The organism is Bradyrhizobium niftali, assembly GCF_004571025.1.
GTDB classification, from domain to species: Bacteria; Pseudomonadota; Alphaproteobacteria; order Rhizobiales; family Xanthobacteraceae; genus Bradyrhizobium; species Bradyrhizobium niftali.
In genome coordinates this window covers 182,083-206,042 of sequence record NZ_SPQT01000006.1, presented here as the reverse complement: position 1 = coordinate 206,042, position 23,960 = coordinate 182,083, and the positions used below count along the sequence as shown (strand labels likewise).

Annotated in this window: 21 protein-coding genes; 13 read left to right on the top strand and 8 right to left on the bottom strand. The window is 63.1% G+C overall.

Annotation, left to right across the window (positions count from 1 at the left end; all coding sequences use genetic code 11):
• Positions 1-65: 65 nt before the first annotated feature.
• The 3 genes from E4K65_RS47205 to E4K65_RS14535 all read left to right on the top strand — a co-directional run bounded on the left by E4K65_RS47205 (position 66) and on the right by E4K65_RS14535 (position 2,025).
• Positions 66-203: a hypothetical protein gene (locus E4K65_RS47205; protein ID WP_167770810.1), complete on the top strand. Its 138-nt coding sequence runs from the start codon at positions 66-68 to the stop codon at positions 201-203.
• Between the two features lie 623 nt (positions 204-826).
• A complete protein-coding gene (locus E4K65_RS14540) occupies positions 827-1,678 on the top strand; it encodes a leishmanolysin-related zinc metalloendopeptidase (RefSeq protein ID WP_135174747.1) in 852 nt (283 codons plus the stop codon).
• 65 nt (positions 1,679-1,743) lie between these two features.
• Positions 1,744-2,025, top strand: a complete 282-nt coding sequence (locus tag E4K65_RS14535) for a hypothetical protein (protein ID WP_135174746.1) — start codon at positions 1,744-1,746, stop codon at positions 2,023-2,025.
• Positions 2,026-2,044: 19 nt separating this feature from the next.
• On the opposite strand, the gene E4K65_RS14530 is transcribed toward E4K65_RS14535, so the two are convergent.
• Both E4K65_RS14530 and E4K65_RS14525 read right to left on the bottom strand, forming a co-directional pair.
• Positions 2,045-3,238: a CaiB/BaiF CoA transferase family protein gene (locus E4K65_RS14530; RefSeq protein WP_167770809.1), complete on the bottom strand. Its 1,194-nt coding sequence runs from the start codon at positions 3,236-3,238 to the stop codon at positions 2,045-2,047.
• A 145-nt stretch (positions 3,239-3,383) separates the two neighbouring features.
• Positions 3,384-3,710, bottom strand: a complete 327-nt coding sequence (locus E4K65_RS14525) for a hypothetical protein (RefSeq protein WP_027545040.1) — start codon at positions 3,708-3,710, stop codon at positions 3,384-3,386.
• Between the two features lie 221 nt (positions 3,711-3,931).
• Between E4K65_RS14525 and E4K65_RS14520 the strand changes: the two genes are divergently transcribed.
• On the top strand, positions 3,932-6,505 hold the full coding sequence (locus tag E4K65_RS14520) for a M10 family metallopeptidase C-terminal domain-containing protein (protein WP_235885640.1): 2,574 nt from the start codon (positions 3,932-3,934) through the stop codon (positions 6,503-6,505).
• Between the two features lie 483 nt (positions 6,506-6,988).
• Positions 6,989-8,143 (top strand): MATE family efflux transporter, encoded by a 1,155-nt coding sequence (locus E4K65_RS14515; RefSeq protein ID WP_135174744.1) that lies wholly within the window; start codon positions 6,989-6,991, stop codon positions 8,141-8,143.
• A gap of 22 nt (positions 8,144-8,165) precedes the next feature.
• Here the strand turns inward: E4K65_RS14515 and E4K65_RS14510 are convergent, their stop codons facing one another.
• The 6 genes from E4K65_RS14510 to E4K65_RS14485 form a co-directional block, all read right to left on the bottom strand.
• Positions 8,166-9,377, bottom strand: a complete 1,212-nt coding sequence (locus E4K65_RS14510) for a glycosyltransferase (protein ID WP_135174743.1) — start codon at positions 9,375-9,377, stop codon at positions 8,166-8,168.
• Entirely contained in the window at positions 9,374-10,141 is a 768-nt protein-coding gene (locus tag E4K65_RS14505) for a class I SAM-dependent DNA methyltransferase (RefSeq protein ID WP_135174742.1), read from the bottom strand. The genes E4K65_RS14510 and E4K65_RS14505 overlap by 4 nt, the downstream gene beginning before the upstream one ends.
• On the bottom strand, positions 10,138-11,259 hold the full coding sequence (locus E4K65_RS14500) for a DegT/DnrJ/EryC1/StrS family aminotransferase (RefSeq protein ID WP_135174741.1): 1,122 nt from the start codon (positions 11,257-11,259) through the stop codon (positions 10,138-10,140). Before E4K65_RS14500 ends, E4K65_RS14505 begins: the two co-directional genes overlap by 4 nt.
• Complete coding sequence (locus E4K65_RS14495) at positions 11,256-11,702, bottom strand: cupin domain-containing protein (protein WP_027545045.1); 447 nt, start codon at positions 11,700-11,702, stop codon at positions 11,256-11,258. Before E4K65_RS14495 ends, E4K65_RS14500 begins: the two co-directional genes overlap by 4 nt.
• Positions 11,703-11,829: 127 nt before the next feature.
• Positions 11,830-13,008 carry a CgeB family protein gene (locus tag E4K65_RS14490; RefSeq protein ID WP_135174740.1) on the bottom strand — a complete coding sequence of 393 codons (1,179 nt, stop codon included), beginning with the start codon at positions 13,006-13,008 and terminating at the stop codon, positions 11,830-11,832.
• A 4-nt stretch (positions 13,009-13,012) separates the two neighbouring features.
• A complete protein-coding gene (locus E4K65_RS14485) occupies positions 13,013-14,320 on the bottom strand; it encodes a hypothetical protein (RefSeq protein WP_135174739.1) in 1,308 nt (435 codons plus the stop codon).
• A gap of 198 nt (positions 14,321-14,518) precedes the next feature.
• Between E4K65_RS14485 and E4K65_RS14480 the strand changes: the two genes are divergently transcribed.
• From E4K65_RS14480 to E4K65_RS14445, 8 genes are all read left to right on the top strand, one after another.
• A complete protein-coding gene (locus E4K65_RS14480; protein WP_135174738.1) occupies positions 14,519-15,580 on the top strand; it encodes a Gfo/Idh/MocA family protein in 1,062 nt (353 codons plus the stop codon).
• Positions 15,577-16,044 carry an acyltransferase gene (locus E4K65_RS14475; RefSeq protein WP_135174737.1) on the top strand — a complete coding sequence of 156 codons (468 nt, stop codon included), beginning with the start codon at positions 15,577-15,579 and terminating at the stop codon, positions 16,042-16,044. Before E4K65_RS14480 ends, E4K65_RS14475 begins: the two co-directional genes overlap by 4 nt.
• Before the next feature lie 3 nt (positions 16,045-16,047).
• On the top strand, positions 16,048-17,148 hold the full coding sequence (locus E4K65_RS14470; protein ID WP_135174736.1) for a DegT/DnrJ/EryC1/StrS family aminotransferase: 1,101 nt from the start codon (positions 16,048-16,050) through the stop codon (positions 17,146-17,148).
• Positions 17,149-17,347: 199 nt separating this feature from the next.
• Complete coding sequence (locus E4K65_RS14465) at positions 17,348-18,346, top strand: NAD-dependent 4,6-dehydratase LegB (protein WP_135174735.1); 999 nt, start codon at positions 17,348-17,350, stop codon at positions 18,344-18,346.
• A 5-nt stretch (positions 18,347-18,351) separates the two neighbouring features.
• A complete protein-coding gene (locus E4K65_RS14460; RefSeq protein ID WP_135174734.1) occupies positions 18,352-19,584 on the top strand; it encodes a LegC family aminotransferase in 1,233 nt (410 codons plus the stop codon).
• Positions 19,584-20,972 carry a hypothetical protein gene (locus E4K65_RS14455; RefSeq protein WP_135174733.1) on the top strand — a complete coding sequence of 463 codons (1,389 nt, stop codon included), beginning with the start codon at positions 19,584-19,586 and terminating at the stop codon, positions 20,970-20,972. Before E4K65_RS14460 ends, E4K65_RS14455 begins: the two co-directional genes overlap by 1 nt.
• A 61-nt stretch (positions 20,973-21,033) precedes the next feature.
• Positions 21,034-22,359 (top strand): lipopolysaccharide biosynthesis protein, encoded by a 1,326-nt coding sequence (locus E4K65_RS14450; protein ID WP_135174732.1) that lies wholly within the window; start codon positions 21,034-21,036, stop codon positions 22,357-22,359.
• Between the two features lie 109 nt (positions 22,360-22,468).
• Positions 22,469-23,959 carry a hypothetical protein gene (locus E4K65_RS14445; RefSeq protein WP_135174731.1) on the top strand — a complete coding sequence of 497 codons (1,491 nt, stop codon included), beginning with the start codon at positions 22,469-22,471 and terminating at the stop codon, positions 23,957-23,959.
• Position 23,960: the final 1 nt, after the last annotated feature.

The following is a 23,960-nucleotide window of genomic DNA, read 5'->3' as shown; positions in this document are numbered from 1 at the left end:
TGAAGTCCGTCTGCCAGGTGGGGAGCCGAGCCTCAACAGCTTTCCCTCGGAGAAGGCTCCGAAGCATGGCGGCAGTCGTTCGAGATGCCGCTTCGGCGGTCGGGCTGCTCGCTGAGCGGCTCAAACCCGACCTCTCGAAGCAGCTCCAGCTACTCGCTCTGGCGCAGCGCGACTGGAAAGGTGCCCAATCCTCCTCGCAATAAGGTCGGGAATTTGGGATGCGCTGATTGACGGATTGAACCTCTTGAAGTGATCGCCATTCGATTTTCATCGGAACTCAGGAGCATGATGCGCCGCAGTTTTCTTCACGATTGCCTCGCGCGGTCGATCGAGCCGGCCGTCAGGCGCGCGGCTTTGCCAACCACAGCAATCGCGGCAGCCTCCTGATCCGGACTAAGGAACTTCAGCCGTCCTCTTCCGGGGCAGGTAGAATGTCGGATGGATGCCGCGGAATCTAGTCGTTCAGAGTCTAGGAATGTAGACTCGCTAAGCCCGTTCGGCGTGTTCCTTGTGCCGACAACCATCCAAGCGCTCGCGACTGCCGTGATCGCGCTCAGCGGCGCGCCGCTAGTCGTCGGCTTTCGCTCGCACGTCACCGACAACATCCTGCGCTTCGGTGTGAACTATCGCTTCAGCGGACCTGAGCGACTGTTTCGCAAAGCGTGGTTGCGAGTCGAAAGCCTGGTGGTCGCGTCGGGCTGTCGTGTGTCCGGAGTGAAAACAGTCAGGCCCCGTGACGCTTTCTCTCCCTTGTCAGCGGCGTTAATCGGGATCACTATGCAAGCATAGATAGAAACTTATTTGATCTGATTTTTTGGAGGATGTCATGGCCATTGAACGTTATCGCGCCCAGAGGGGCGCCGAGATTCCGCACGCGGTCGCTGCCGCAGCCGCCCGAGGTTACACGATCGAAGTTCATTTCCTGGGCGGGCTGACTGCTAAACAAAAGACCGCTTTCAAGCTTGCGGCAAACCGGTGGACCCACGCCATCGTGGGCGACTTGCCTGACGTCACGGTTGGCGGCGAAAGGATCAACAATCTTCGTATCACAGCACAAGGCACCGACATTGACGGTCCCGGAAATGTTCTCGGCCAGGCGGGGCCGGATCGCCTGCGCCCGAAGAGTGCAGGGGCCGCTGCCTTTCTGCCGGCGACAGGCGACATGCAATTCGACATTGCCGATCTCGCCGCCATGGAAGCCGACGGCACCCTGAACGACGTCATCACGCACGAGATGGGGCATGTGATCGGCATCGGAACGATCTGGACGAAAAAGAGATTGTTGAAGGGCGTCCGCACGCACAATCCGACATTCCACGGTGCCAACGCCATGCGCGAATACGGTAAGCTCCGCGGCTCCGCGACGCCTCTCCCCGTTCCCGTCGAAAACAAGGGTGGCGAAGGGACGGTGGATTCGCATTGGCGTGACACTGTTTTCGGCGCAGAATTGATGACCGGCTTCGTCAATGAAGGCGGCAATCCGATGAGCCGGTTGACGATCGCCAGCTTGCAGGATCTCGGCTATGAGGTGAACATGGAGGTTGCCCAGCCGTATCACCTGCCCAATCATCTCCTTATGGCCGAGGCAGGACTTGCTGCCGCGCATGATGAAAAGCCAAGAGGCATCGTGCTCCCGCGGATTCCGATCACGTTGCCCGACGAGAGTCTCGAACCTTAGGCCAGAGCACCGCCGGACAAGTTCTGCCGAGCAAGACTTCTCTTGGAATTCAGGGAAACCGGATCATGGAAGGTATGAAGCGATCGGAAGCGATTGTGCTTCCAGATTCGTCATTGATCCCGTCCGACTGTCTGATCTCGCCTCCACCCAACCAGTTCACCCACGAGGTGGCGAGATCGCAGCCATTCTATGCCTCGCGCGGTACGCCGAGCGGACCACCGACCGGGCGATTCGAGGCGGGAGCCAAGGTCGTTCTGCTCTACTATGATGGCGGAGAGCTTTGTCGGGTTGTCGATGCCGGCGGCCACTATGTCGACACGCGCTTCGACGGCTTGCGCAAGATGTAGACGACTGCGTAGGCCGCTTTCATACCACCTTGCGCTGACGCAGCTCCGCGATCTCGTCGGCGCCGAAGCCGAACTCCTTCAGCACCTCGTCGGTCTGCTCGCCGAATTCCGGCGGCCGCGCCACCATCTTGCTCGGCGTGCGCGACAGCGTCACGGGCTGGCCGACCAGGCGGATGTGGCGGTCCTCGTCGTTCGGCACGTCCTGCGCGATGCCGAGATGCTTGACCTGTGCGTCCTCGAACATCTGGTCGATGGCATAGATCGGCCCGCAGGGCACGCCGGCTTCGTTGAGCTCCCGGACCCAGGTCTCGGTCGACTTCGCCACGGTGCGCTTCTCGATCTCGGCGTTGAGCGCGTCGCGGTTTTTGGAGCGGGCAGGGGCCGTCGCATAGTCGGGGTGGCCAAAGAGCTCCGGCGCGCCGATCGCCTGGGCGCAGCGCTCCCAGATCCGCCCGCCGGTCGTGGCGATGTTGATGTAGCCGTCCGAGGTCCTGAACACGCCGGTCGGGATGCTGGTCGGGTGGTTGTTGCCGGCCTGCCTGGCGACCTCCTTCTCCATCAGCCAGCGCGCGGCCTGGAAGTCGAGCATGAAGATCTGGGCCTGGAGCAGCGAGGTCTGCACCCACTGGCCCTTGCCCGAGACCTCGCGCTCGAGCAGCGCCGTGAGGATGCCCATGGCGCAGAACAGGCCCGCGGTGAGGTCGGCGACGGGAATGCCGACCCGCATCGGGCCTTCGCCCGGCGCGCCGGTGATCGACATCAGCCCGCCCATGCCCTGCGCGATCTGATCGAAGCCCGGCCGCTTGTGATAAGGGCCGTCCTGGCCGAAGCCGGAAATGCTGCCATAGACGATGCGCGAATTGATTGCGGCGAGGCTGTCATAGTCGATGCCGAGCTTCTTCTTCACGTCGGGACGGAAATTCTCGACCACGACATCGGCCTTGGCGGCGAGCCGCTTGAACACGGCGAGCCCGCGCTCGTCCTTCAGGTTCAGCGTCATCGCACGCTTGTTGCGGTGCAAATTCTGGAAGTCGGAGCCCCGCCGCGGCCCGCCCGGCTGCTCGCCGCCGGTATCATCGGTCAGCGCGTCGATCTTGATCACGTTGGCGCCCCAGTCCGCGAGCTGCCGCACGCAGGTGGGCCCGGATCGGACACGGGTCAGATCGAGCACGGTGAAGCGCGACAGGGCTTCCGAGGCATGCGGAAAGGGCATCTTGAAGGGCTCCGGGACAGATTGCGGGCCTACCATAGTGCCCAACGCCCATGCGACAAGTCTGGGCCGACGCGGATGCCGCCTGTCGAAATGCAGTGCCTGACGGGGCTGGGCTGGCGCGGCTTGCTGCGCTGCGTGAAAGGGATCAGCGCGGCAGGCGCTTCAGCTCGGCGCGCGCCTGCTCGGCCAGCGGGGCGTCGCCGTGGCGCGCAATGAAGAGCTCGAGCGCCTCCCGTGTTCCGGTCCGACGGGCGGCTTCGTACTCCTCCGCCACCGCGGCGGAAGGATCGCGCGCCATTGGCATGGAGGGGGCGCGGCCCGCCTTGCCGCGGTCCTTGCCGCCGTCCTTGCCGTTTTCATCCGCGTTGGCCTTCACGACCATGACAGGCTGTTCTCCGATGGACAGGTGATCCGGCCCGGCGACCACCGCAAGGACGCCGACGAGACCCGCCGAGAAGGAGCCAAGTTTCATGATTCTCCTCTGGAGATCATCAAGCATGCGGAAGCTCGCATTCCGTACTCGGCCCCATTTGACTACGGAATGGCCTGGACCGTATGATTACGGGGTTTGAGGGCTAACACATTTTATGGAAGGGGCCCGCACGCAGGCGCCAAATTTAAGCCAAACGTTTACCTCTGAAGCTAGAATCACACGCCTTCGCCCGAATCGCGCGGGTAGCTCCGGAGAGTCCATTGGCCACCGCTGTCACCGTCAGTGCCACCAATAACGCCGAGATCGACGGCCTGCTGTCGGGCGCCAAATGGTCCGGCACGATCACCTACAGCTTTCCGGATTCGCCCAGCGACTACGCCAATCCCTACAGCGGCGGCAACAGTGAGCCGACCACGTCTGGTTTTGCCTCGGCGCCGAGCCAGATGCAGGCGGCGATCAACTACGCGATCGGACTGATCCTCGGCTACACCAACGCCAATATCCAGTACGCAGGGACGAACGGCGCCGACATCATGGTCGCGCAGTCACCGTCGGCCAATCCGACCTCCTACGCCTATTACCCCGGCAACTACGCGTCCGGCGGCGATATCTGGTTCGGGACTCAGTACAATTACTCGCTTGCCGCGCTCGGCAATTACTATTTCACGACCGCGCTGCACGAGCTCGGCCACGCCCTCGGCCTCAAGCACAGCCAGGAAACGGGCGGCGTCGCCAACGTCGCTGTGCCGAGCGCGCACGACGACAGCGAATACACCGTCATGAGCTATCGCAGCTATGTCGGCGGCTCGACCACGTCCGGCTACACCAATGAGGCGTACGGATTTTCGCAGACCTATATGGCCAACGATATCCTCGCGCTCCAGACGATGTACGGCGCGGACTACACGACCCAGAGCAGCAACACGGTCTACACCTGGAATCCGACCACCGGGCAGGAATTCATCAACGGCGTGGGGCAGCTCGCGCCGGGCGGCGGCGGCGGCGGCTCGGCCAATCGCATTTATGAGACGGTTTGGGACGGCGGCGGCGTCGATACCTATGACCTGTCGAACTACACGACGAACCTGAGCATCAACCTCAATCCCGGTGCGTCGTCGGTGTTCTCCTCCGTGCAGCTGGCCAATCTCGGTAATGGCCATTACGCATCGGGCAACGTCTACAACGCCTATCTCTATAATGGCGACGCGCGTTCCTATATCGACAACGCCATCGGCGGGTCCGGCAACGACACGCTGGTGGGCAACGCGATCGCCAACGCGCTGAGCGGCGGTGGCGGCAACGACACGATCACGGGGGGCGCGGGCAACGACGCCATCAATGGCGGCTCGGGCACCGACACCGCGGTGTATTCGGGCAGCCGGGCCAACTATCTGGTCTCGTACGACGCGGCGACTCAGACCTTCACTGTGACCGACCAGCGCAGTGGCGCGCCCGATGGCACCGATACCGTCACCGGTGTCGAAAATTTCCAGTTTGCCGATGGCTCGGTCTCAAGCACGACGCTTGATAGCGCGCCCGTCGTAATCGAAGCTTTTGGCTCCACCGAACTCGTGCAACAAGGCGGGTACTACTACTTAGACCCTATGTCGTCCGGCACTGGCCCAATTCTCAAGTCTGGAGGTGCGGCGATCACTGTTGGACAGTGCGGAACTTATGTGCCAATCGGTGCGGAGCAGACGGGATCGGGCTACGACATTGTTTGGAAAAACGGCAGCGCCGACCAGTACGTGGTGTGGGGTGCCGATAGCAATGGAAATTACGTCTCCAGCCTTACCGGAATTGTTTCAGGCGCGAGTGCGACGCTGCAATCGTATGAAAACGTTCTGCATCAGGATCTGAACGGTGACGGGACTGTTGGCGTAGCGGCGACCACCGCCGCGATCGAGTCAGCTGGCTCGACCACTCTTTCGCAGGTTGGATCCAACTATTATCTCACCACGGGCGGTGCGAGCCTCACGCTCAAGTCTGGAGGTGCAGCGATCACGATTGGACAGTGTGGGACTTATGTGCCGATCGGTGCGGAGCAGACGGGATCTGGCTACGACATTGTTTGGAAGAACGGCAGCGCCGACCAATACGTGGTGTGGGGTGCCGACAACAACGGAAATTATGTCTCCAGCCTTACCGGCATTGTTTCAGGCGCGAGTGCGACACTGCAATCGTATGAAAGCGTTCTGCATCAGGATCTGAACGGTGACGGGACTGTTGGCGTAGCAGCGACGACCGCCGTGATCGAGTCAGCTGGCTCGACCACGCTTTCGCAGGTTGGATCCAACTATCACCTCGACACGGGCGGTGCGAGCCTCACGCTCAAGTCTGGAGGTGCTGCGATCACGGTTGGACAGTGCGGGTCTTATGTGCCAATCGGTGCGGAGCAGACGGGTTCGGGCTACGACATTGTTTGGAAAAACGGCAGCGCCGACCAGTACGTGGTGTGGAGTGCCGACAACAACGGAAATTACGTCTCCAGCCTTACTGGCGTTGTTTCAGGCACGAGTGCAACACTACAATCGTATGAATCAGTCCTCCATCAGGATCTGAATGGGGACGGGACAATCGCCGCAGCCGGCACTGGTCAAGGGGTGGTCGGCGACTCTTTCGCTTTTCGAGCCGCGCTCCCGGAGGGAGGAGGCGCGATCAGCAGGGGTGAGCCCGCGTCTGGGGACTTCACGTCACTCTTCCATGCGGCGCAGGACGCATTCGCAAAGAGTATCGTGGAGTCTGTCCTGAAATCAATCGAGGCGATCGAACATGCCGATACCGGTCCTTCGGTTAGGTTTGTCGATTCGATGGACCACTTCCATCTTACTTGAAGTCGTCGATGTCGTTAATGGATACAACGAATAGTTGGATCGCCATTGCTCAAAAGCTCGTCGACTAACGGCCCTTAAGTTGGGTCGTTGGCGTGAGCTCTAGCTGAGAAGCAAGTGAACATGACTGGCCGTCTTCATCGGCTCATCCACGGCTGGTCCGCGAGCATGGTTCAGATCCTGCTTGGCTTGACTCAGCAGCTTCTCCTGATTCCCGCGTTCTTGCATTTTTGGGCCATCGACATGCTGGCGGCTTGGCTTGTCATTTACTCGGCCAGCTCCCTTTTGGTCGTCGCCGATGCCGGGCTACAGGCCCGGGCGCTCAATCGATTTCTTGCCTTTAAGTCCTGCGTCGATTGTGATGGAAGGACGTCAAGCTATTTCGCGGGCATGCTGCAGATCTATGTGCGGGTTGTGTTGGCACTGGGAGCGGTTTTGCTAATAAGTATCGAGCTTTTCCCGCCAGCATCGGTGCTTGGATTTCAGATGACGCCGACCTTCGACACCGCGATGCTCGTGATGACCGTCGGCACGCTGCTCGCATTGCCCGCCAATCTAATCTCCGGCCTCTATCGCGCGCGCGGAAAATACGGACGGGCCGTGTGGTCGCAAAACGTCGCCTTGCTGCTCGGGCAGGTCGGGCAGCTCGTCGCGATCGCCTGGTTCGGCAGCCTGCTGGCGGTCGCGATCGCCTACGTCTCGGCGCAGATCCTGTTCGCGCTGTTCCTGATTGTCTATGACGCTCCGCGCCAATTGCCGTTCTTGCGCCGGAACCGATCGGCAGCATCGCCATCCTGGCGCTGGAGCGCCGGGCAGTTCGGGCTCGCCTTTCCGTTCTCCATTGCCAACCTTACCGAGCTCGCGCTCGTCAACGCACCGATGCTGCTGGTCAGCGCGATGGTCGCCGATCGCGTGGCGGTGGCGCAATGGGGCCTGATCCGTGTGATCGCGAGCTTCGTGAGAGGCGTCTGCATCCAGATTACGCTGCCGATCGGCGCGGAGCTCGGCCACGATTATGCGATCGGTGACAAGGTGCGGCTACGCGGTCTCTATGCCCATGGGTCGATGCTCGTCACCGCCATGGCCAGCCTGATCGTCGCGGGCCTGTTGCCGTTCTGGTCGGATTTCTTCGCACTGTGGACGCATGGCAGTATTCCTAACGATGCCACGCTCACCGTGACGCTGTTGCTCGGCTCCGCCGTCGTCGCGCCCTCGCTGATGGCGTTCGTCTTCGCCAATCACAGCAATCGCGGCGATCTCCTGGTCCGGACCAAGGGGCTGCAGCTGATCGCCTTCCTGATCCTCTCGGCCTCGCTGATCCCCCGGATCGGCCCACTCGGCGCCGCAATCGCGATCGTGGCGAGCGACCTCCTGACCCAGGTCGGAATCCTGACGCTGGTGATCATGCGCCAGACGCTCGCCCAACCGCTCCGTCACATGCTGGTCCTGATCGCGGTGATGGTAGCGATCATATTCGGCGGGTGGGGGCTTGGACTGGCGATCCACGTCACGGTGCCCGGAACGGGGCCGCAACGCTTCCTCGCGGAGTGCGCGATCTGGCTCGTTGCTGTTGCCGCTATAGCGAGCCCGTTGCTGATGGAGCGCGTGCGCGGCCGCGTGCTGGCGGCCGTGCCGAACTGAAGGCGCCAGCGTTGCCCAGATATCAGTAGATCTGAGGGTAACGGCGATATCTCAACCGCATCAGGTGCCGGGCGAGCTGCCGATGCCCTTCTTCGATCTGCTCGCCGAAGTGGGCAAGCCTTTGCTTGCCCGCGATGACGAGGCGGGTGCGTTCTTCGGCCGAACGGATCTTGACAATGGCCTTGGCGAGCGAGGCCGGATCGTCGTAGTCGAACAGGACCGCCGCATCGCCGGCCTGCGCCTTGAAGGCTTCCGGATAGATCACCGGCGTGCCGACAGCCCACGCCTCCAGCGGCGGCAGATTGGTCGGGCCGAAATAGGTGGCCATGACAAGCGCGTTTGCGCCGCGATAAAGGGCGCCGAGCTCCGCGGAGGGAACGAAGCCGAGCATGCACACCGAATCGCCGAGACCATGCTGCGCAACCAGTGCCTCGAACGCTGCGCGGGCGCCGGGATCTGAGCCGCAGAGCACCAGAGTGTGCTTCTCGCCCTGATCCCTCAGCAGGCGCATCGCAAGTAGAATGGTCGCATGGTTCTTGTGCGACCAGAATTGCGCCGGATAGAATAGATAGCCGGGCTCGATGCCGTACTTCTTCAGGATCGCGGCGTCCTCGGCTTCACCGGTCGCGCCTGACCGCGCCACGTAGAGCGACGGCGAGAACGGGATGCAGACGGCATGACCGCGCTCCATCGCGTAGCGCCGGCACAGCATGTCGACTAGTTCGTCGGCATTGGTGATGACCACCACCGCCTTGGTGGCGGCGCTGCGCCACACCATGTCGCGCCGCTCGAACTGGGCGAATTCGCGCACCTCGTCGAATTCGGGGCTATCGCGGAAGCAGCCGTCGAAAATCGTGATCATGAACGGCAGTTTGTAGAGCACCAGATTCCAGTTAGACGTGGTCGTGAAATAGACGATGTCGACGCCGGCCTTGCTCAGCTTTTTCTCGAACGGCGCGCAGACGCGCATGGCGTACTGCAAGAGGTCGAACGGTCCCGAATATTTGAGGAACAGGAACAGGCGGTCCAGCCAACTCAGCTTCAGATACACGCTGTTGATGCCGAGATCAGCGAGGATCGCGACGTTGTCGGGCAGCGTCGTGAACACGGTGACGTCGATATCCGCGGTCTTGGCCCAGTCGCGCATCCAAGTGATGTCGGTGAGCGACTGCTGGAAGCCGCCCCCGACGTCGAGCGGGAGCTCGAGGAAAATGCCCACGTGATAGCGTTTCACGGCGTGCCGCTCTTTCTGGCGACCGCGTAGGCCGCCCAGCTCTTCGTGTGCGGCGCGTCCTGCGTCAGCCAGGCGGCGTGAACGGCGGGCCGAAAGCCGCTCGCCTCGAGCGCCGCATCGATCTCGAATGGAAACCAGTAGCGCAGGTGGTGCGCTTCCTCGACGCGCCGGATCGTGGCACGATCCGTATCCTCGCAGAACAACGTGTAGTTCACGGTGACGGTCGCGGCCTGCTCGTCGTGGTCGGACTGCGCGATGCGGGTAAGTCGCAGCGGCTTCTGCTCGATCACCTTGACCCTGGTCTCGACGCCCTGCGCCAGCACGGCGCCGCCGTACCAATAGTCGAAGAAGATCACGCCGCCGGGCTTCAATGCGGCGTGCGCGGTGCGAAACATGGCCGCCAGCGCATCGCGGCTGGTCTGGTAGCTCGCGACGTGGAACAGCGACACCACCGCGTCGAAGCCGCGCTCGGGACGAGCTTCACGGGCATCGCCCTGTCGGAACGGAATCGAAAGGCCGGCCTGCTCGGCGCGGGCCTTGGCACTCGCGATCATCTCGTGGCTGAGATCGACACCGGCGACGTCCCAGCCGCGGCGCGCAAATTCGATCGCATGCAGGCCCGTGCCGCAGCCGAGATCCAGGAGCTTGCCCGAGGTGGCGCCGTGGTCGCGCAGGCGCGCTTCGACGAATGCCGTCTCCGCTGCGTAGTCCTTGTCCCGGTAGAGGAGATCGTACCAGGGCGCGTAGTCGGCGAACACCGTCACGCCAAAATCTCCTTCAGCGCCTGTGCGGAGCGCGCGATCTCGTCGTCGGTCAAGGCAAGGCCGCTCGGCAGGTAAAAACCCCGGCGGGCGATGTATTCCGCGTTCGGATGGGATTCGGCGAGCATCAGTCCCATCCGGCGCAGCACCGGCTGCTCGTGCATGCACCAGAAGAACGGCCGCGTCCCGATGCCTTTTTCGCCGAGGCGGCGCATCGCTTCCTTGGCGTCGAACGGCACGTCCTCGTTCAGCACGATGCCGTAGACCCAGTAGATGTTGTCGGCATAGCCCGTGCGGGCAACCGGGAGGCGGATGCGGTTGAGGCCCGCAAGATGCTCGTCATAAAGCCGGCCCATCCGGCGCTTGATCTCGACCGTGCGCGACAGGCGCTCGACCTGGGCGACGCCGAGCGCGGCCTGGAGGTTGGTCATGCGCGCGTTCCAGCCGAGCTCCTCGTGGACGAAACGCTGCTGCGGCTGGAAGCAGAGATTGCGCAGGCCTTGCAGGCGGTCGGCGAGCGCGTCGTCGTCGGTGAGGATCATGCCGCCTTCACCGGTCGTGACGTGCTTGTTGGGATAGAAGCTGAAGGTCGAGACGTCGCCGAAGCCGCCGCAGGGCGCGCCACGATAGGTCTGGCCGTGCATCTCGGCAGCGTCCTCGATCACCTTCAGGTCGTGCTTGCGTGCGAGCGTCAGGATCGGATCGAGATCGACCGGCAGGCCGTAGATGTGAACCAGCATGATCGCGCGCGTGCGCGGCGTGATCGCTGCTTCGACGCCGTCGGCAGTCATGTTCCAGGTCGCGGCATCGCAGTCGACCCCGACCGGCACGAGGCCCGCCCGTACTAAGGCGGCGGCGCAGCTGATGATCGTGAAGGTCGGGATGATGACCTCCGAGCCTTGCTCGAGCCCGAGGGCATGAACGGCGATGTCGAGTGCGACGGAGCCGTTGGTCACCGCGATGCCGTGGCGCCGCCCCGCAACCTCGGCCATCGCCTGCTCGAAGCGCTTGATGAACGGTCCTTCCGACGAGATCCATCCGGTCCGGATACATTCGGCGAGATAGTCGGCCTCGTTGCCGTCAAGCAGCGGCGTGTTGACTGGAATGAACGGCGCGGTCACTGGCCAGGGCCCTTGATCCGGATTTCGGACCGGGAGACTTCGGCAAAGCGCGTCTTGTCGTCTTCGCCGGAATAGGGCCCCTGCTTGATCTCGAACATCTCAAGCGGTTCGAGCACGTGGAAGCCGTGGGCGCCGCTGCAGAGCAGGATGATGTCGCCGGCACCGAGCACACGGCTTTCGAGATAGTTCTCCTCGACGGTGTAGAAGTCGACCTGGAGCTTGCCCTTCTGGATCAGGAGGGCTTCCTGGGTGTAGTGCACCTCACGCGTCACCTTGTTGTGGCGATGCGGCTCGATGCTCTTGCCCTTCGGATGGCTCATATAGGCGAGCTGCTGCGACAGTTCCGGCGACGAGAAGAAATGGATACCCGGCTCGCGGAACGAGGCGCGCACGATGATCGCGTAGAGCTGGTCGCCGAATCGAACATGTTCGACGTGTTCCATCCTGGGCCTCGACAAAAAACGTTGTAATTAGAGTGACATAGCGGTCTCGCTGCGCACTTTGGCCATTTTGGCCGGAACCGTCAAGGGCGGACGGAAGATGGCAATCGTCATGCCGGCCGGCGGGGATTTAACCGACGAAGGCCAGGATCTCCTCGACGCGCCGGCGGAAGGTATGGGACGCTAAGGTCCTGGCCTGGCCCGCCTTCGCAATGGACAGGCGAGCCGCGTCGTCGGCGAGATAGCGCTCGATCTGCGCAAGGCAGTCCTCGACCGTGCGCCATGCCGCGACCTCGCGTTCGGGCGCGAACAGCGTATCCAGGTTGTCCTTGAAGTCGGTGAGCAGGAAGGCGCCGACGCCGGTCGCTTCGAACAGCCGCGCATTGCCGGCCTCGCGGCCGGCCATGTCGATGTGCGAGTTGAGCGTGACGCGGGAGGCGCGGAGCGCCTGGTACATCTCCACGCCCCACACCTCGCCTTGATGGCAGCGGTGCAGCGGCGAGGAGGCGGGGAGGGTATGCAGGCCGCTGCCGTAGAGCTTCAGATCGTATTTCCGAGCCACCGCTTCGAGTTGTGCCACCCGTTGCTGGTGATCTGCCGACACGGCGCCGACGAAGGAGATGTCGATGCTGCGTTCGGGCGCAGGCGGTAGAACGTTAAGGATATCAGGCTCGAAGGCCAGATGAACCACCTCGGATCTGACCCCGGCATTGCGGAAGGAATGAACGACACTGAGAAGCTGCGAGATCATCAGGTCGTAGGCCGACCAGTCCTCGCCGCGCGAAGGAACGATGCCGACCTGGCCGATCAGGATTGGGCGGCCGATGCCCTTGATCTGCCGCGCGAGGCGCGCGTCGACATGGAAGACGTCCTGGTTGAGGACGAGGTCCGGCTTGAACTCCTCGATCTGCGCGAGCAGGATATTTTCCGCCTGCGCATCGAGCCGCGGGCTCAGGCCTACCTTGCGTGCCAGCGGCCTGAGGACGGGCTTGAACGGCGCGATTGCGCGCTGAAGCCAGCCGGGGATCGCTTGCCGCTGCATCTCTCTGCCCGGCTCCGGCGGCTGCTCCGCGGCGAGCCCGTGCTCGCGCGCCCATGCCGCCCGCATCCAGGGATTGTTGACGTGAATGTCGGCGGCGACGTGCCCGAGGCCGGCGAAATTGCGCGAGTAGAAATCGGCGACGCCGAACAGGCTGGCGTTCCGCGCCGCCATCTGCGTTGCGTAAGGCGCGCCGGCAAGATTCGGCGCGCGGCGGTACAGCCACGCCAGGAAACGCGGATAGTCGGCGTTGAGGATGAGGATGCGCACCGTCTTAGTGCTCTTGTTTGGGGAGGTCGCGCGGCATCACGTACCAGAGGAGGAACAGCAGCGCCGCCCCGTGCGTCAGCATCACCGTCGTGAAGGGAACATTCATCAGTGTCTGAGGCAACAGTGCCCCAGATACCAGAATGGTGCGCTGGGACGCGCCGGCGGACATCCCGTTGGCGATAGCGATGACGATGCCGCAGACAAGCGCCGAGACTGGAGCATACAAAGGGCCGACCGATGCGACCCCTTCGGTCGCGAAGAGTGACGCGTTCATGTAGCCGCCGATGCCGAACGAGTTGTAAATGACAACTGCGAGCGGCTGTTGGTAGGCGCAAGACATAAGGGGTTTCAAAAGGCTGATCTGGCAGAAGTGGGTCAGATCATGCGTGAAGAAGAACTCGCTGTAATAATCCATCGCAAGCGACGGGATCGCCATCATGCGGAGGTTCACAAGCTGGAAGACGGACATCGCGAACCGTTCCGGAAACAGGCCGTACTTGTATAGGCCGAGCAGGATGACGCCCGCTGCGGTCGGGACCAGCAAGGACAGGATGACGGTGAGCCGCAAAGCCAGGAGCCTCGTCGCCGCCAACATGAGGACGAGCCAGGCGGGGGTGAAGAAGGCCTGCTTGCTCAACGTGACCGGATAGAACAGCAGCAGCAGGATGAGGATGGTGCCGGCCCGCCAGCGGCTTCCGCGGATTGCGTAGCATGCGAACGCGAACGGCAGGAGCGTCGTCGTCGTGATTCCGACCAGGTAGTTCACCAATGTTGGTGCGGTCAGAGCCTCGCGATATGTGTAGATGTCTCCAAGCGAGACCAGCCTGAAGTTGTAATAAGCTCCGACTGCCGCGGCGGCGGCCCCGATCAGCACGATGCCGCCCAATAGCCGCTCGAAAGCCTGCGGGGATAATGTCAGCAATCGCGGCAGGGACGGCCGGTAGAGCGCAGGCAGCAGGAACGCCACCGCGGAGGCTGCCGCCGAGAGGCCGCTCAGGCGATGGTTGTAGCCGAACTCGGAGAAGCTGTTCAGCCAGAGATAGCCGGCAATCATGACGAAGAGGTAGTAGCCGGCAAAATAGCCGAAGCTGAACGGGGCGCGGGCGAACAGGACGGTCAGGACGGCGAACGCGGCAACCGTGGCGACCGCCGCGGGCAGCGTCTCGTAGCCGAAGAGAATGTGGTACGCAGGGTATACCTGCGCGACGCAGATCAGCGACATGCAGCCCAGGGCCAGATGGCACAGGATGAGAAGTGCCACGCCGCGATCGCTGCCGCGCAAACGAAGTCCGTCCGCGGCCTTCTGATCCATGATGTCCGTAGGGAGTCCCATGTAGCGGTTCGGATATCCCATCCGAACAATGCACGCAATGTCCCAAGCGTGCCCGAAACGGGATTTTGCACGGTCTAAAGCCTTGATTTGTTCAGGCTTTTGTTAATATAGGTCAGCCTGACCGGTGCGCTCAGAACCTCTCGTTACGAGCCCGCCCACAGAGAGGATCGAGGTCTCATGATCAGGTTCGGCCTGCTCGGGTGCGGGCGCATTGCCAAGCGGCACGCCGACCTTTTGGGCGGCAACCGTATCGACGGCGCGCGTCTTGTCGCGGTGTGCGATTCGGATCGCGCGCGGGCGGATGTGATCGCTTCGAAATTCAAGGTGTCAGCGTACGACAATCTCGACGCGATGCTCGCGCGTGACGATATCGACGCCGTTGCCGTGCTGACGCCGAGTGGGCTGCATCCGCAGCATGCGATTGCCTGCGCGCGGGCGGGCAAGCATGTTGTGGTCGAAAAGCCGATGGCGCTGCGGCTGCAGGACGCCGACGACATGATCCGCGCCTGCGACGAGGCCGGTGTAAAGCTCTTCGTCGTCAAGCAGAACCGCTTCAATGTGCCGATCGTCAAAGCGCGCGAGGCGCTCGATGCCGGCCGGTTCGGCAAGCTCGTGCTTGGCACGGTCCGTGTGCGCTGGTGCCGCGACCAAGCCTACTACGATCAGGACGCCTGGCGCGGCACTTGGGCACAGGACGGCGGCGTACTCACCAATCAGGCCAGCCATCACATCGACATGCTGGAGTGGTTCTTCGGCGACGTCGTCAGCGTTCATGCGCGCAGCAGCACCGCGTTGGTGAAGATAGAGACCGAGGACACCGCGGTTGCAACGCTGAAGTTTCGCAGTGGGGCGCTGGGGATAATCGAGGCGACGACCGCGGTGCGCCCGGCCGATCTCGAAGGCTCGCTCTCGATCCTGGGCGAGAAGGGAACCGTGGAGGTCGGCGGCTTCGCCATGAATCAGATCCGCCATTGGCGCTTCGTCAATGAGCTGCCGTCGGACAAGGAGGTGATCGAAAGGTTTTCGGTCAATCCGCCGAACGTCTACGGCTTCGGCCACCAGGCCTATTATGAGCACGTTATCGAGTGTCTCGCCGACCGTGGCGCGGCTCTGGTCGACGGACTGCAGGGCCGCAAGAGCCTGGAGCTGATCTCCGCGCTCTACGAATCCATCGAGACCGGGCAGGAGGTGCCACTTCACTTCGTGCCCCGCCGTAGTCGTTTGGGCATTGCCTCGTGAGCGGCCCCGAGCTCCACCAGGTCGGGATACGCAACGTCAGCTTCGGCGTCGGCGTCAAGGTGGTCGAACCCTGCAATCTCTACGGTTGCACGATCGGCGACGGTTGCTTCATCGGACCGTTTACCGAGATCCAGAAGGATGTCGTCATCGGCGCCCGCACGCGCGTGCAGTCGCATAGTTTCGTCTGCGAGCTCGTCAGCATCGGCGAGGACTGCTTCGTCGGTCACGGCGTGATGTTCATCAACGACACTTTTGCGAGCGGAGGGCCGGCGCGCGGTCGTAAAGAACTGTGGCGCGAGACAAGAATCGGCAGCCGGGTATCGATCGGCTCGAATGCGACGATCATGCCGGTCACAATCGTGGATGATGTTGTGATCGGCGCGGGCTCGGTGGTGACGAAGGATATCACCATGGCCGGAACCTATGCCGGTAATCCGGCGCGGCTATTAACCTTGCGGAAGTGACGAATGGCGGTTCCCTTCGCTGATCTCCAGCTCCAGTACCAGAACATCAAGGCCGAGATCGACGCGGCGATTGCCGCCGTCATCCGTGACAATGCCTTCATCCGCGGCCCCTTTGTCGATGCGTTCGAGCACGACTTCGCCAAGGCTGCGTCCGTCAAGCATTGCGTCTCCTGCGCCAACGGGACGGATGCGCTCTACCTTGCGATGGCCGCGCTGAAGGTGAGGTCTGGCGATGAGGTCATCACGACGGCACATTCCTGGATCTCGACCTCGGCGATGATCACCCATGCCGGCGCAACGGTGAAGTTCTGCGATACCGACGGCGTGACGTTCACCATCGATCCCGCGGCGATCGAGGCCGCGATCACGCCGCGCACCGTCGGCATCATCCCCGTGCACCTCTACGGTCAGCCCGCCGACATGGACGCGATCATGGCGATCGCGAACAAGCATGCATTGTGGGTTATCGAGGACTGCGCCCAGGCCCACCTGGCGCGCTACAAGGGGCAGATGGTCGGGACATTCGGCGCGGCGGCTACCTATTCGTTCTATCCGGGCAAGAATCTCGGTGCGATGGGTGATGCGGGCGCCCTCGTAACCAACGACGCTGCGCTTGCCGAGCACATGATGAGGCTCGCGCGCCATGGTGGCCTTGTGAAGCATCAGCACGAGATCGAGGGCGTGAACAGCCGGCTCGATGGCATGCAGGCCGCGATCCTCTCTGCAAAACTCCCGCATCTCGCCGCCTGGACCGAGGCACGGCAACGCGCGGCCGCGATCTACGATGCAGGCCTCAATCAGATCGAGGGGGTGAGTGTACCGCAGGTCGCACCGGGCCGCGATCACGTCTATCACCTGTATACCATCAGGCATCCGCGCCGCGATGCGCTGGCGGCGCACCTCAATGCCAACGGGGTGCAGACTGCGATCAATTATCCGACCGCGCTGCCGCTGCTTCAAGCCTATGCGCGATTCGGCCACACGGCGGAGCAATTTCCGCATGCGTGCCGGGATCAGAACAGCATCCTGTCGCTGCCGATCTTCGCCGAAATCACCTCCGCGCAGCAGGACAGCGTGATCCGGCTCCTGCGCGAATTTGCTTAGCGCTGGTTCGGCGTCCGAGACGTGCGGATTTATTGATCCTTCTCAAGGGCTTGCGGACCCCTAGCGGTTGTATTTCGTGCCCGGGTTCCGGCTCATTGACAGCACCGGCGCTCATTCAAAACTGGCCTCCAGCGGCCGGAATGTCTAGAAGTGGCCGGCATGGCAGGTCGGGCCGCCCGGCCAGAGGGGAACTGGAACTTTGCGAAAAGTACTTTTGACGGGCGCGGGCGGATTCATCGGATCGCACCTTGCGGAAGAGCTGGTCCGGCGCAATGTCGCGGTGCGCGCGTTCGTGCACTACAACAGCATGGGCTCGCACGGCTGGCTCGATTCCTCGCCGCCCGATATCCGCCAGGAGTTCGATTTTTTCGCCGGCAATGTGTGCGATCCGAACGGTGTGCGCGCCGCGATGAAGGGCTGTGACGCCGTCCTGCACCTCGCCGCGCTCATCGCGATTCCCTACTCGTATCATTCGCCCGACACCTATGTCGAAGCCAACATCCGCGGCACGCTCAATGTGCTGCAGGCTGCGCGCGACCTCGGAGTCGAGAAGGTGGTCCACACCTCGACCAGCGAGGTCTATGGCACGGCGCAATTTGTTCCGATCACCGAGGAACATCCGCTCCAGGGCCAGTCGCCTTACTCCGCGACAAAGATCGGCGCCGACCAGCTCGCGCTGTCGTTCGAGCGTTCGTTCGGCACGCCGGTTACGGTGGTGCGCCCCTTCAATACCTACGGCCCGCGCCAATCGGCCCGTGCCGTGATCCCGACCATCATCACGCAGATTGCAGCAGGCGTGCGCAAGATCAAGCTCGGCAGCATCCATCCGACGCGCGACTTCAACTACGTCGCCGATACCGTCGGCGGGTTCCTGGCGGCGCTCGATTCCAGGGCCGCGGTGGGGGAGGTCATTAATATCGGCAGCGCTTTCGAGATCTCGATCGGCGACACGGCGCGGCTGATCGCCCAGCTGATGGAAGCGGAGATCGAGATCGAGCATGACGACGTGCGTGTGCGCCCCGGGCGCAGCGAAGTCGAACGCCTCTGGGCCTCCAACGCCAAGGCGCAGAAGCTGCTGGGCTGGTCGCCGCGCTTCGGCGGTGTGGAAGGGCTGCGCAAGGGTCTCGAACAGACCATCGCCTGGTTCACCAGGCAGGAGAACCTGTCCCGCTATCGCGTCAATTCCTACACGCTGTGAACAAGATGAGCATATCCTCCGCGCAAGCGAGCCAGAACCGTCCCGCCGTGCTTGACTTCAAGCCGGTACTCGACGCCGTCGATGCGGTGCTCGGGGTGGCACAGCGCCCGGTCGAGCTGCATGAGCCGCGTTTCGGACAGCGCGAACGCGAGCTGGTGCTCGATTGCATCGACACCAACTGGGTGTCGTCGGCCGGCAAATACGTCACCCGTTTCGAGGAGATGGTCGCGGCCGCGACCGGCTCGCGCCACGCGGTTGCGATCGTCAATGGCACTGCCGCGCTGCATGCGGCTCTGGTGTTGGAGGGCGTCGAGGCTAACGACGAGGTGCTGCTACCTTCGATCACCTTTGTCGCAACCGCCAATGCCGTGAGGCATGCTGGTGCCGTGCCGCACTTCGTCGATTCGACCTGGGATACTTTGGGTCTCGATCCGCGTGCGCTAGAGGCGCATCTCGATGAGGTCGCGGTGCGGCAGAACGGCGCCTGGGTCAACAAGCACACCGGCCGCCGGCTACGCGCTGTCGTTCCGGTGCACATCTTCGGGCATCCCGTCGACATGGCCGCGCTCGGCGCGGTGGCCGCCCGGTACGACCTCGTGATCGTCGAGGATGCGACCGAGTCGCTCGGCTCAACCCTGAACGGCAAGGGCTGCGGCACGTTCGGCCATTCCGCGGTGCTGAGTTTCAACGGCAACAAGATCATCACCACGGGCGGCGGCGGCATGATCGTGACCGACGACGAGGCGCACGCCCGCCACGCCCGGCATTTCACCTCGACGGCGAAGAAGGCGCATGCCTGGGCGTTCGAGCACGACGAGGTCGCCTACAACTACCGCCTGCCCAATATCAACGCGGCACTCGGCTGCGCTCAGATGGAGCGGTTGGCCGGCATGGTCGAGGCCAAGCGCGTGCTCGCAAAACGCTATCTCGACGCCTTCAGCGATTTTCCCTGGGCGCGCATCTATCGCGAGCCGAAGGGTTCTGAGAGCAATTACTGGCTCAACACGCTGGTGCTCGACCGCGAATACGCCTCCGAGCGCGACCGCCTGCTCGAAGCCCTGCACGGCCACGGCATTCGCGCCCGGCCGTTGTGGACGCCGATGCACCTGTTGCCGATGTACCGCGACTGTCCGCGCGCAGCGCTTCCCGTCGCCGAGGACATGAACACGCGCTGTATCAACCTGCCGAGCAGTCCCTTCCTCGCTGGGGCCGCCCCAGAAGGCGCGAACCAGAGCTGATGCCCCGGATCGTCTTCTTCACCATTCACAGCACGACGGCCTGGTGGAAATACCTGGCCTCTCGCATGGACTTCGCCGAGGCGGTCGTGCTCAGCGACCTGCGCGACGACGGCGACTATTCGCTGGTCGACGATTTCTATCGCTTCGCCGATCGGGGTGATGCTGCCGCGGCAGCACTCGACCGGTTCGGCGCGGATGGATGCGCCGACATCATCCTGCGCTGCCGCGTGCTCAGGAGCATCGATCGCGATCTCGCGCTCAAGATGATCGGAGGCATGGCGCAGGCGATCGAGCAGGCTTTTGACAAGCTTGGCCCCGCTCTCGTCATGACCTTCACCATCGACCGCTATGTCATGGACGTCATGGAGCGCATAGCACGGCGGCGCGGCATCGACTTCCTGGAGATGACGACCTCCATCATTCCGGATCAGGTCATGCTGATGCGCCGCGGGCGACCGGTCTGGTTGCGCGAGCCCTCCAGGGAGGATATCGATGCGGCGGTCGGCCAGCTCTGCAGGGAAGACTTTGCGCCGGCCTATGTCCGAGACGCCAAGCGCTTCTCGCTCGCCAGATTTTGGCGTATCTTTGGCTATTACGCGCTGCGCGGCGCCTTCTTCAACGTCTGGCGGTTCCTCAAGCGCGACCGCTACAATTGCCACTATCTCGACGCGCTGAAGCGGCTGAAGCACAAGGTGCGGATGCGCGACGTGGCCGTGCTCGGCCTTCTCGATCATGGCTGGGACAAGCGGCTCGCCGAAGTGCCGCGCGAGCGGCGGGTATTCCTCGGGCTTCAGCTGTTCCCCGAGGCTTCGATGGACTACTGGCTCGAGCAGCAGGGCATGCTGGCGCATGACGACATGGTGGTACGCTATTGCGACGCGCTGGGCCGCGCCGGCTACCGCATCTTCGTGAAGGATCATCCGCTGCAGTTCGGTTTCCGCCAGCGCGAGCTGTTCGAGCGTCTGGCGACGCTGCCGTTCGTGGTGCTGGTGCCCTATGACGTGCCGGCGAATTTGCTGATCGGGAAGTGCGCGGTGTCGGTGACGTTCACGGGCACCATCGGCTTCCAGGCGGCGCTGGCCGGACTGTGCTCGGTCGCGACCGAGCCGTATTACGCAACCCCGCAGCACTTCGTGCACGTCCGCGACACCAGCGAGGTCGACGGCGTCGTCGAGCGGCTCGCGCGATGGAATTCACCCGACGACCTCGACACGACCCGCCGCGCGATCATGCGCCACCTGGCGTCGATCAGCGTCGAGGGCGACTATTTCGGCTGGCGCAAGTTCGACCCCGAGAACGAGGCCTTGCGGACCTCGGTCGAGCCGCTGGCGCGTTCGCTGAATGCGCACCTGCCGCGTTTCCTGAAGTCCTGCAGAAGCGCCGCCTGACGATCCCGTGGGAGGCGCGCCTGCAACCGATGTTGACGGCCGGTGGAGATGGAACAGCTCGATGCGATCTCGTCTGCTTGACCTCGTGACACGCCCGGCGGTCGCCGGCACGGTCGCGGCGCTGGTCCTGCGCGCGCTGACGCTCGCGAGCCGCTTCCTGCTGTCGCTCCTTCTGGCACGCATGCTGTCGCCGGCCGAGATGGGACAATACGGTCTCTTGACCGCGGCGATGGCCTTCGCGCTGCTCGCGGTCGGGCTGGAATTCTATTCCTATACCTTGCGCGAACTGGTGCCGGCGAGCCTCGAGCGGCGCGCGCGCATCATTGCCGATCAGATGGTGCTTGGCACGGCGGCGCTCGTAGTGGTCGGCATCGCGGTGGCGGTTGCGATTGCCGCGGGCTCCTTTCCGGCGCGCCTTGCGCCGTGGTTCATTGTGATTCTCGTCACCGAGCATATCTCGCTGGAGGCGACGCGAATCCTGATCATCACCTGGCGGCCGGTGCGCGCCTATATCGGCGTGTTCCTGCGCGGCGGGATCTGGGTGTACGCGATCGCGCTGCTGATGTTCGCGGCGCCGTCGACCCGGACGCTGGAGACGGTGCTGGTCTGGTGGGCGTTCGGCGGCGTGCTGTCGATCGCCTTTTCCGCGTTCTCGCTCTCTGAGCTGCCGTGGCACGAACTCAGGGGTTACAGGCCGAACTTCAAGCACATCCGCGAGGGCCTCTGGACCGCGCGTCCCTTCATGCTGACGGCGGTCGGCGCGCTGGTCATCTCCTATGTCGACCGCTTCGTCATCGATGCGTTCGTCGGGCGCGATGCGCTCGGCATCTACACGTTCTATTCGACGATCCTGATCGGCTTGCTGTCACTTGGCGGCTCGGTGTCGCATCAGTTCCTGCCGAAGGTCATTGCAGGTTATGCTGCGGGCCCGGATGCCTATCGCACGGCGATGTGGTCGTTCTTCTGGTCGATGCTAGCGCTGGTTTGCGCGACCATGATCGTGTCGGCTCTGGTTATGGGGCCAATGCTGGCGCTGCTCGGGTTGTCGACCTACGCAGCGAGCATCGGAGTGTTCTATGCTATCCTGCCGGGAGCTTTTCTGCGCATGTTGGCGGATGTTCCGTCCTACGCTCTCTACGCCGCGCGCTCGGACAAATATCTCCTGATCTGCAATCTCGGTTCGGCCGGGGTGTCGACGGTGCTGAATGTGGTGCTGGTCCCGGCGCTCGGCATTTACGGGGCGGCGATTGCCGGTGGAATCGCTAGCGCCGTGTTGTTCCTGTCCCTCGCTGGTTTCGCCGTTCACAGGATGCGCGAAAGTTTGAAGGAATCGGTCGCGACCGGATCCGTCGGTCTTCCCATCGATCCAGACATGCTCTACCCCTGAGGACAGGCCCGTGAGCAGACGTCAAGACGACTTAAGGGGCGCTAGGGACAGCAACGTGCAACAGCGGCTCATGCCCTTGATCGGAGGCCTCTCGTCGCCCGCAGTTCTCATGACCCTGATCTGGCTCGGGGTGCTCCTCTTCGTCGCCATCGGGCCGATCGACTATCCGGGACAACCGTCCGTCGTCGTGCTAACCGTGGTCGCGATCGGATTAGCGATCTTTCTGCCGTCATATCGGGGCGGCAAGCTCGTCTTCGATCGCTGGTTCGCGCTCCAGGCACGCTCGCCGCGACCTTCCACACGGATGTTGAATAACGTCGCAATGTTCGCGTCGCTGGTCGGGATCGTTGGCATCACGCTGGTTGCACTCGACCGGACCGTCCTGAGCGGTGTGAGCAACAGCAGCTATGCCGAGTTGCTGCGCTGTGCCCCGGGGCTCGTCGACACGATCGCGATCAAGCGCACGCCGTTGCTCTACGGTGGTTACGTGATGTTCTCTTTCGGCTTTGTCTCCATCGTGCTGTTCCTGCTCAAGGGCGAGGAAATCAGAGGATGGGCGGCTGCGCTGGGGCAACTGTCGATCGTCTCACCGATCGGCTATGCGCTGCTCTATTCGGGGCGGATGCCGATTTTGTTCGTTCTCGTCCTGGTCGCGATGGCGATGCTTGTCCGCGTCGCCCAGGGGCGAACCCTTCTGCCGCGTGGGCACTATCTTCTGCTCAAGACGGGCATCGCCGTGAGCCTGTTCGCGGTCTATTCGAGCGCGATCTGGAGCAGCAGGCAGAGCTTCTGCACACAGATGTTGCCGTTGATTGCGGAATTGGAGCAGGAGAAGAACCAACGCGACGCATCCGTGGCCTACGATCCGGCCGCGTCGGGAGGGATTCCGCGCCCCAAGCCCGCGGAGACTATCGCGGCAACCGAACTCAACAAGCGGATTGTCGAGGCACAGAAGGTCCAGCAGGCCGCGCCCGTCGCAAGCTCTGCGGATGCCTTCCTACCTAAGATGCTGATGGCCTGGAACGTGATGCCGCGCGGTTACGTCACCTCGGCGATCGACTCCGGGCGCTTATCCGCGCGCGGCGCGATGATTGGCCTCAGTACCTATTTCTATCTGACCCATGGTGTGCGAACGATCGATATCGTCTGGAAGGCGCGCGACAAATTCACGCCCCAATGGGGCGTGTACGAGATTGGCGTGCTGTCGCCGCTACTGCGGATCTACTTCTCGAACAGCGACCAGGTTGCGGTCATGGAAGCGGAGCTGCGAGCCGCGGCGATCTACGGTTTCTTTCCGACTGCCTGGGCCGCGGCGTTCATCGACTTCGGATTGGTGGGTGCAATTATCTATGTCGCGATTTGGGGAGCGGTGGCCGGCTGGAGCGCGGCCGGAAGCCGGCATTCCGGTCTGATGACGCCGCAGTTGCTGCTCGTGTTCGTGCTCGCCAGCGTCCTTCTCAGTCCAGTGCAGGGCCCCCTCGGCATGGCGAATTCGGCGCTGGTGTTGGTGTCGATGCTGGTGACCGGGCTGGTGCTTGATTTTGCCAAGCTGCGTGCGCGGGAGACCGCCACGCCTGGGGGCAACACCCCGGCGATCTGAT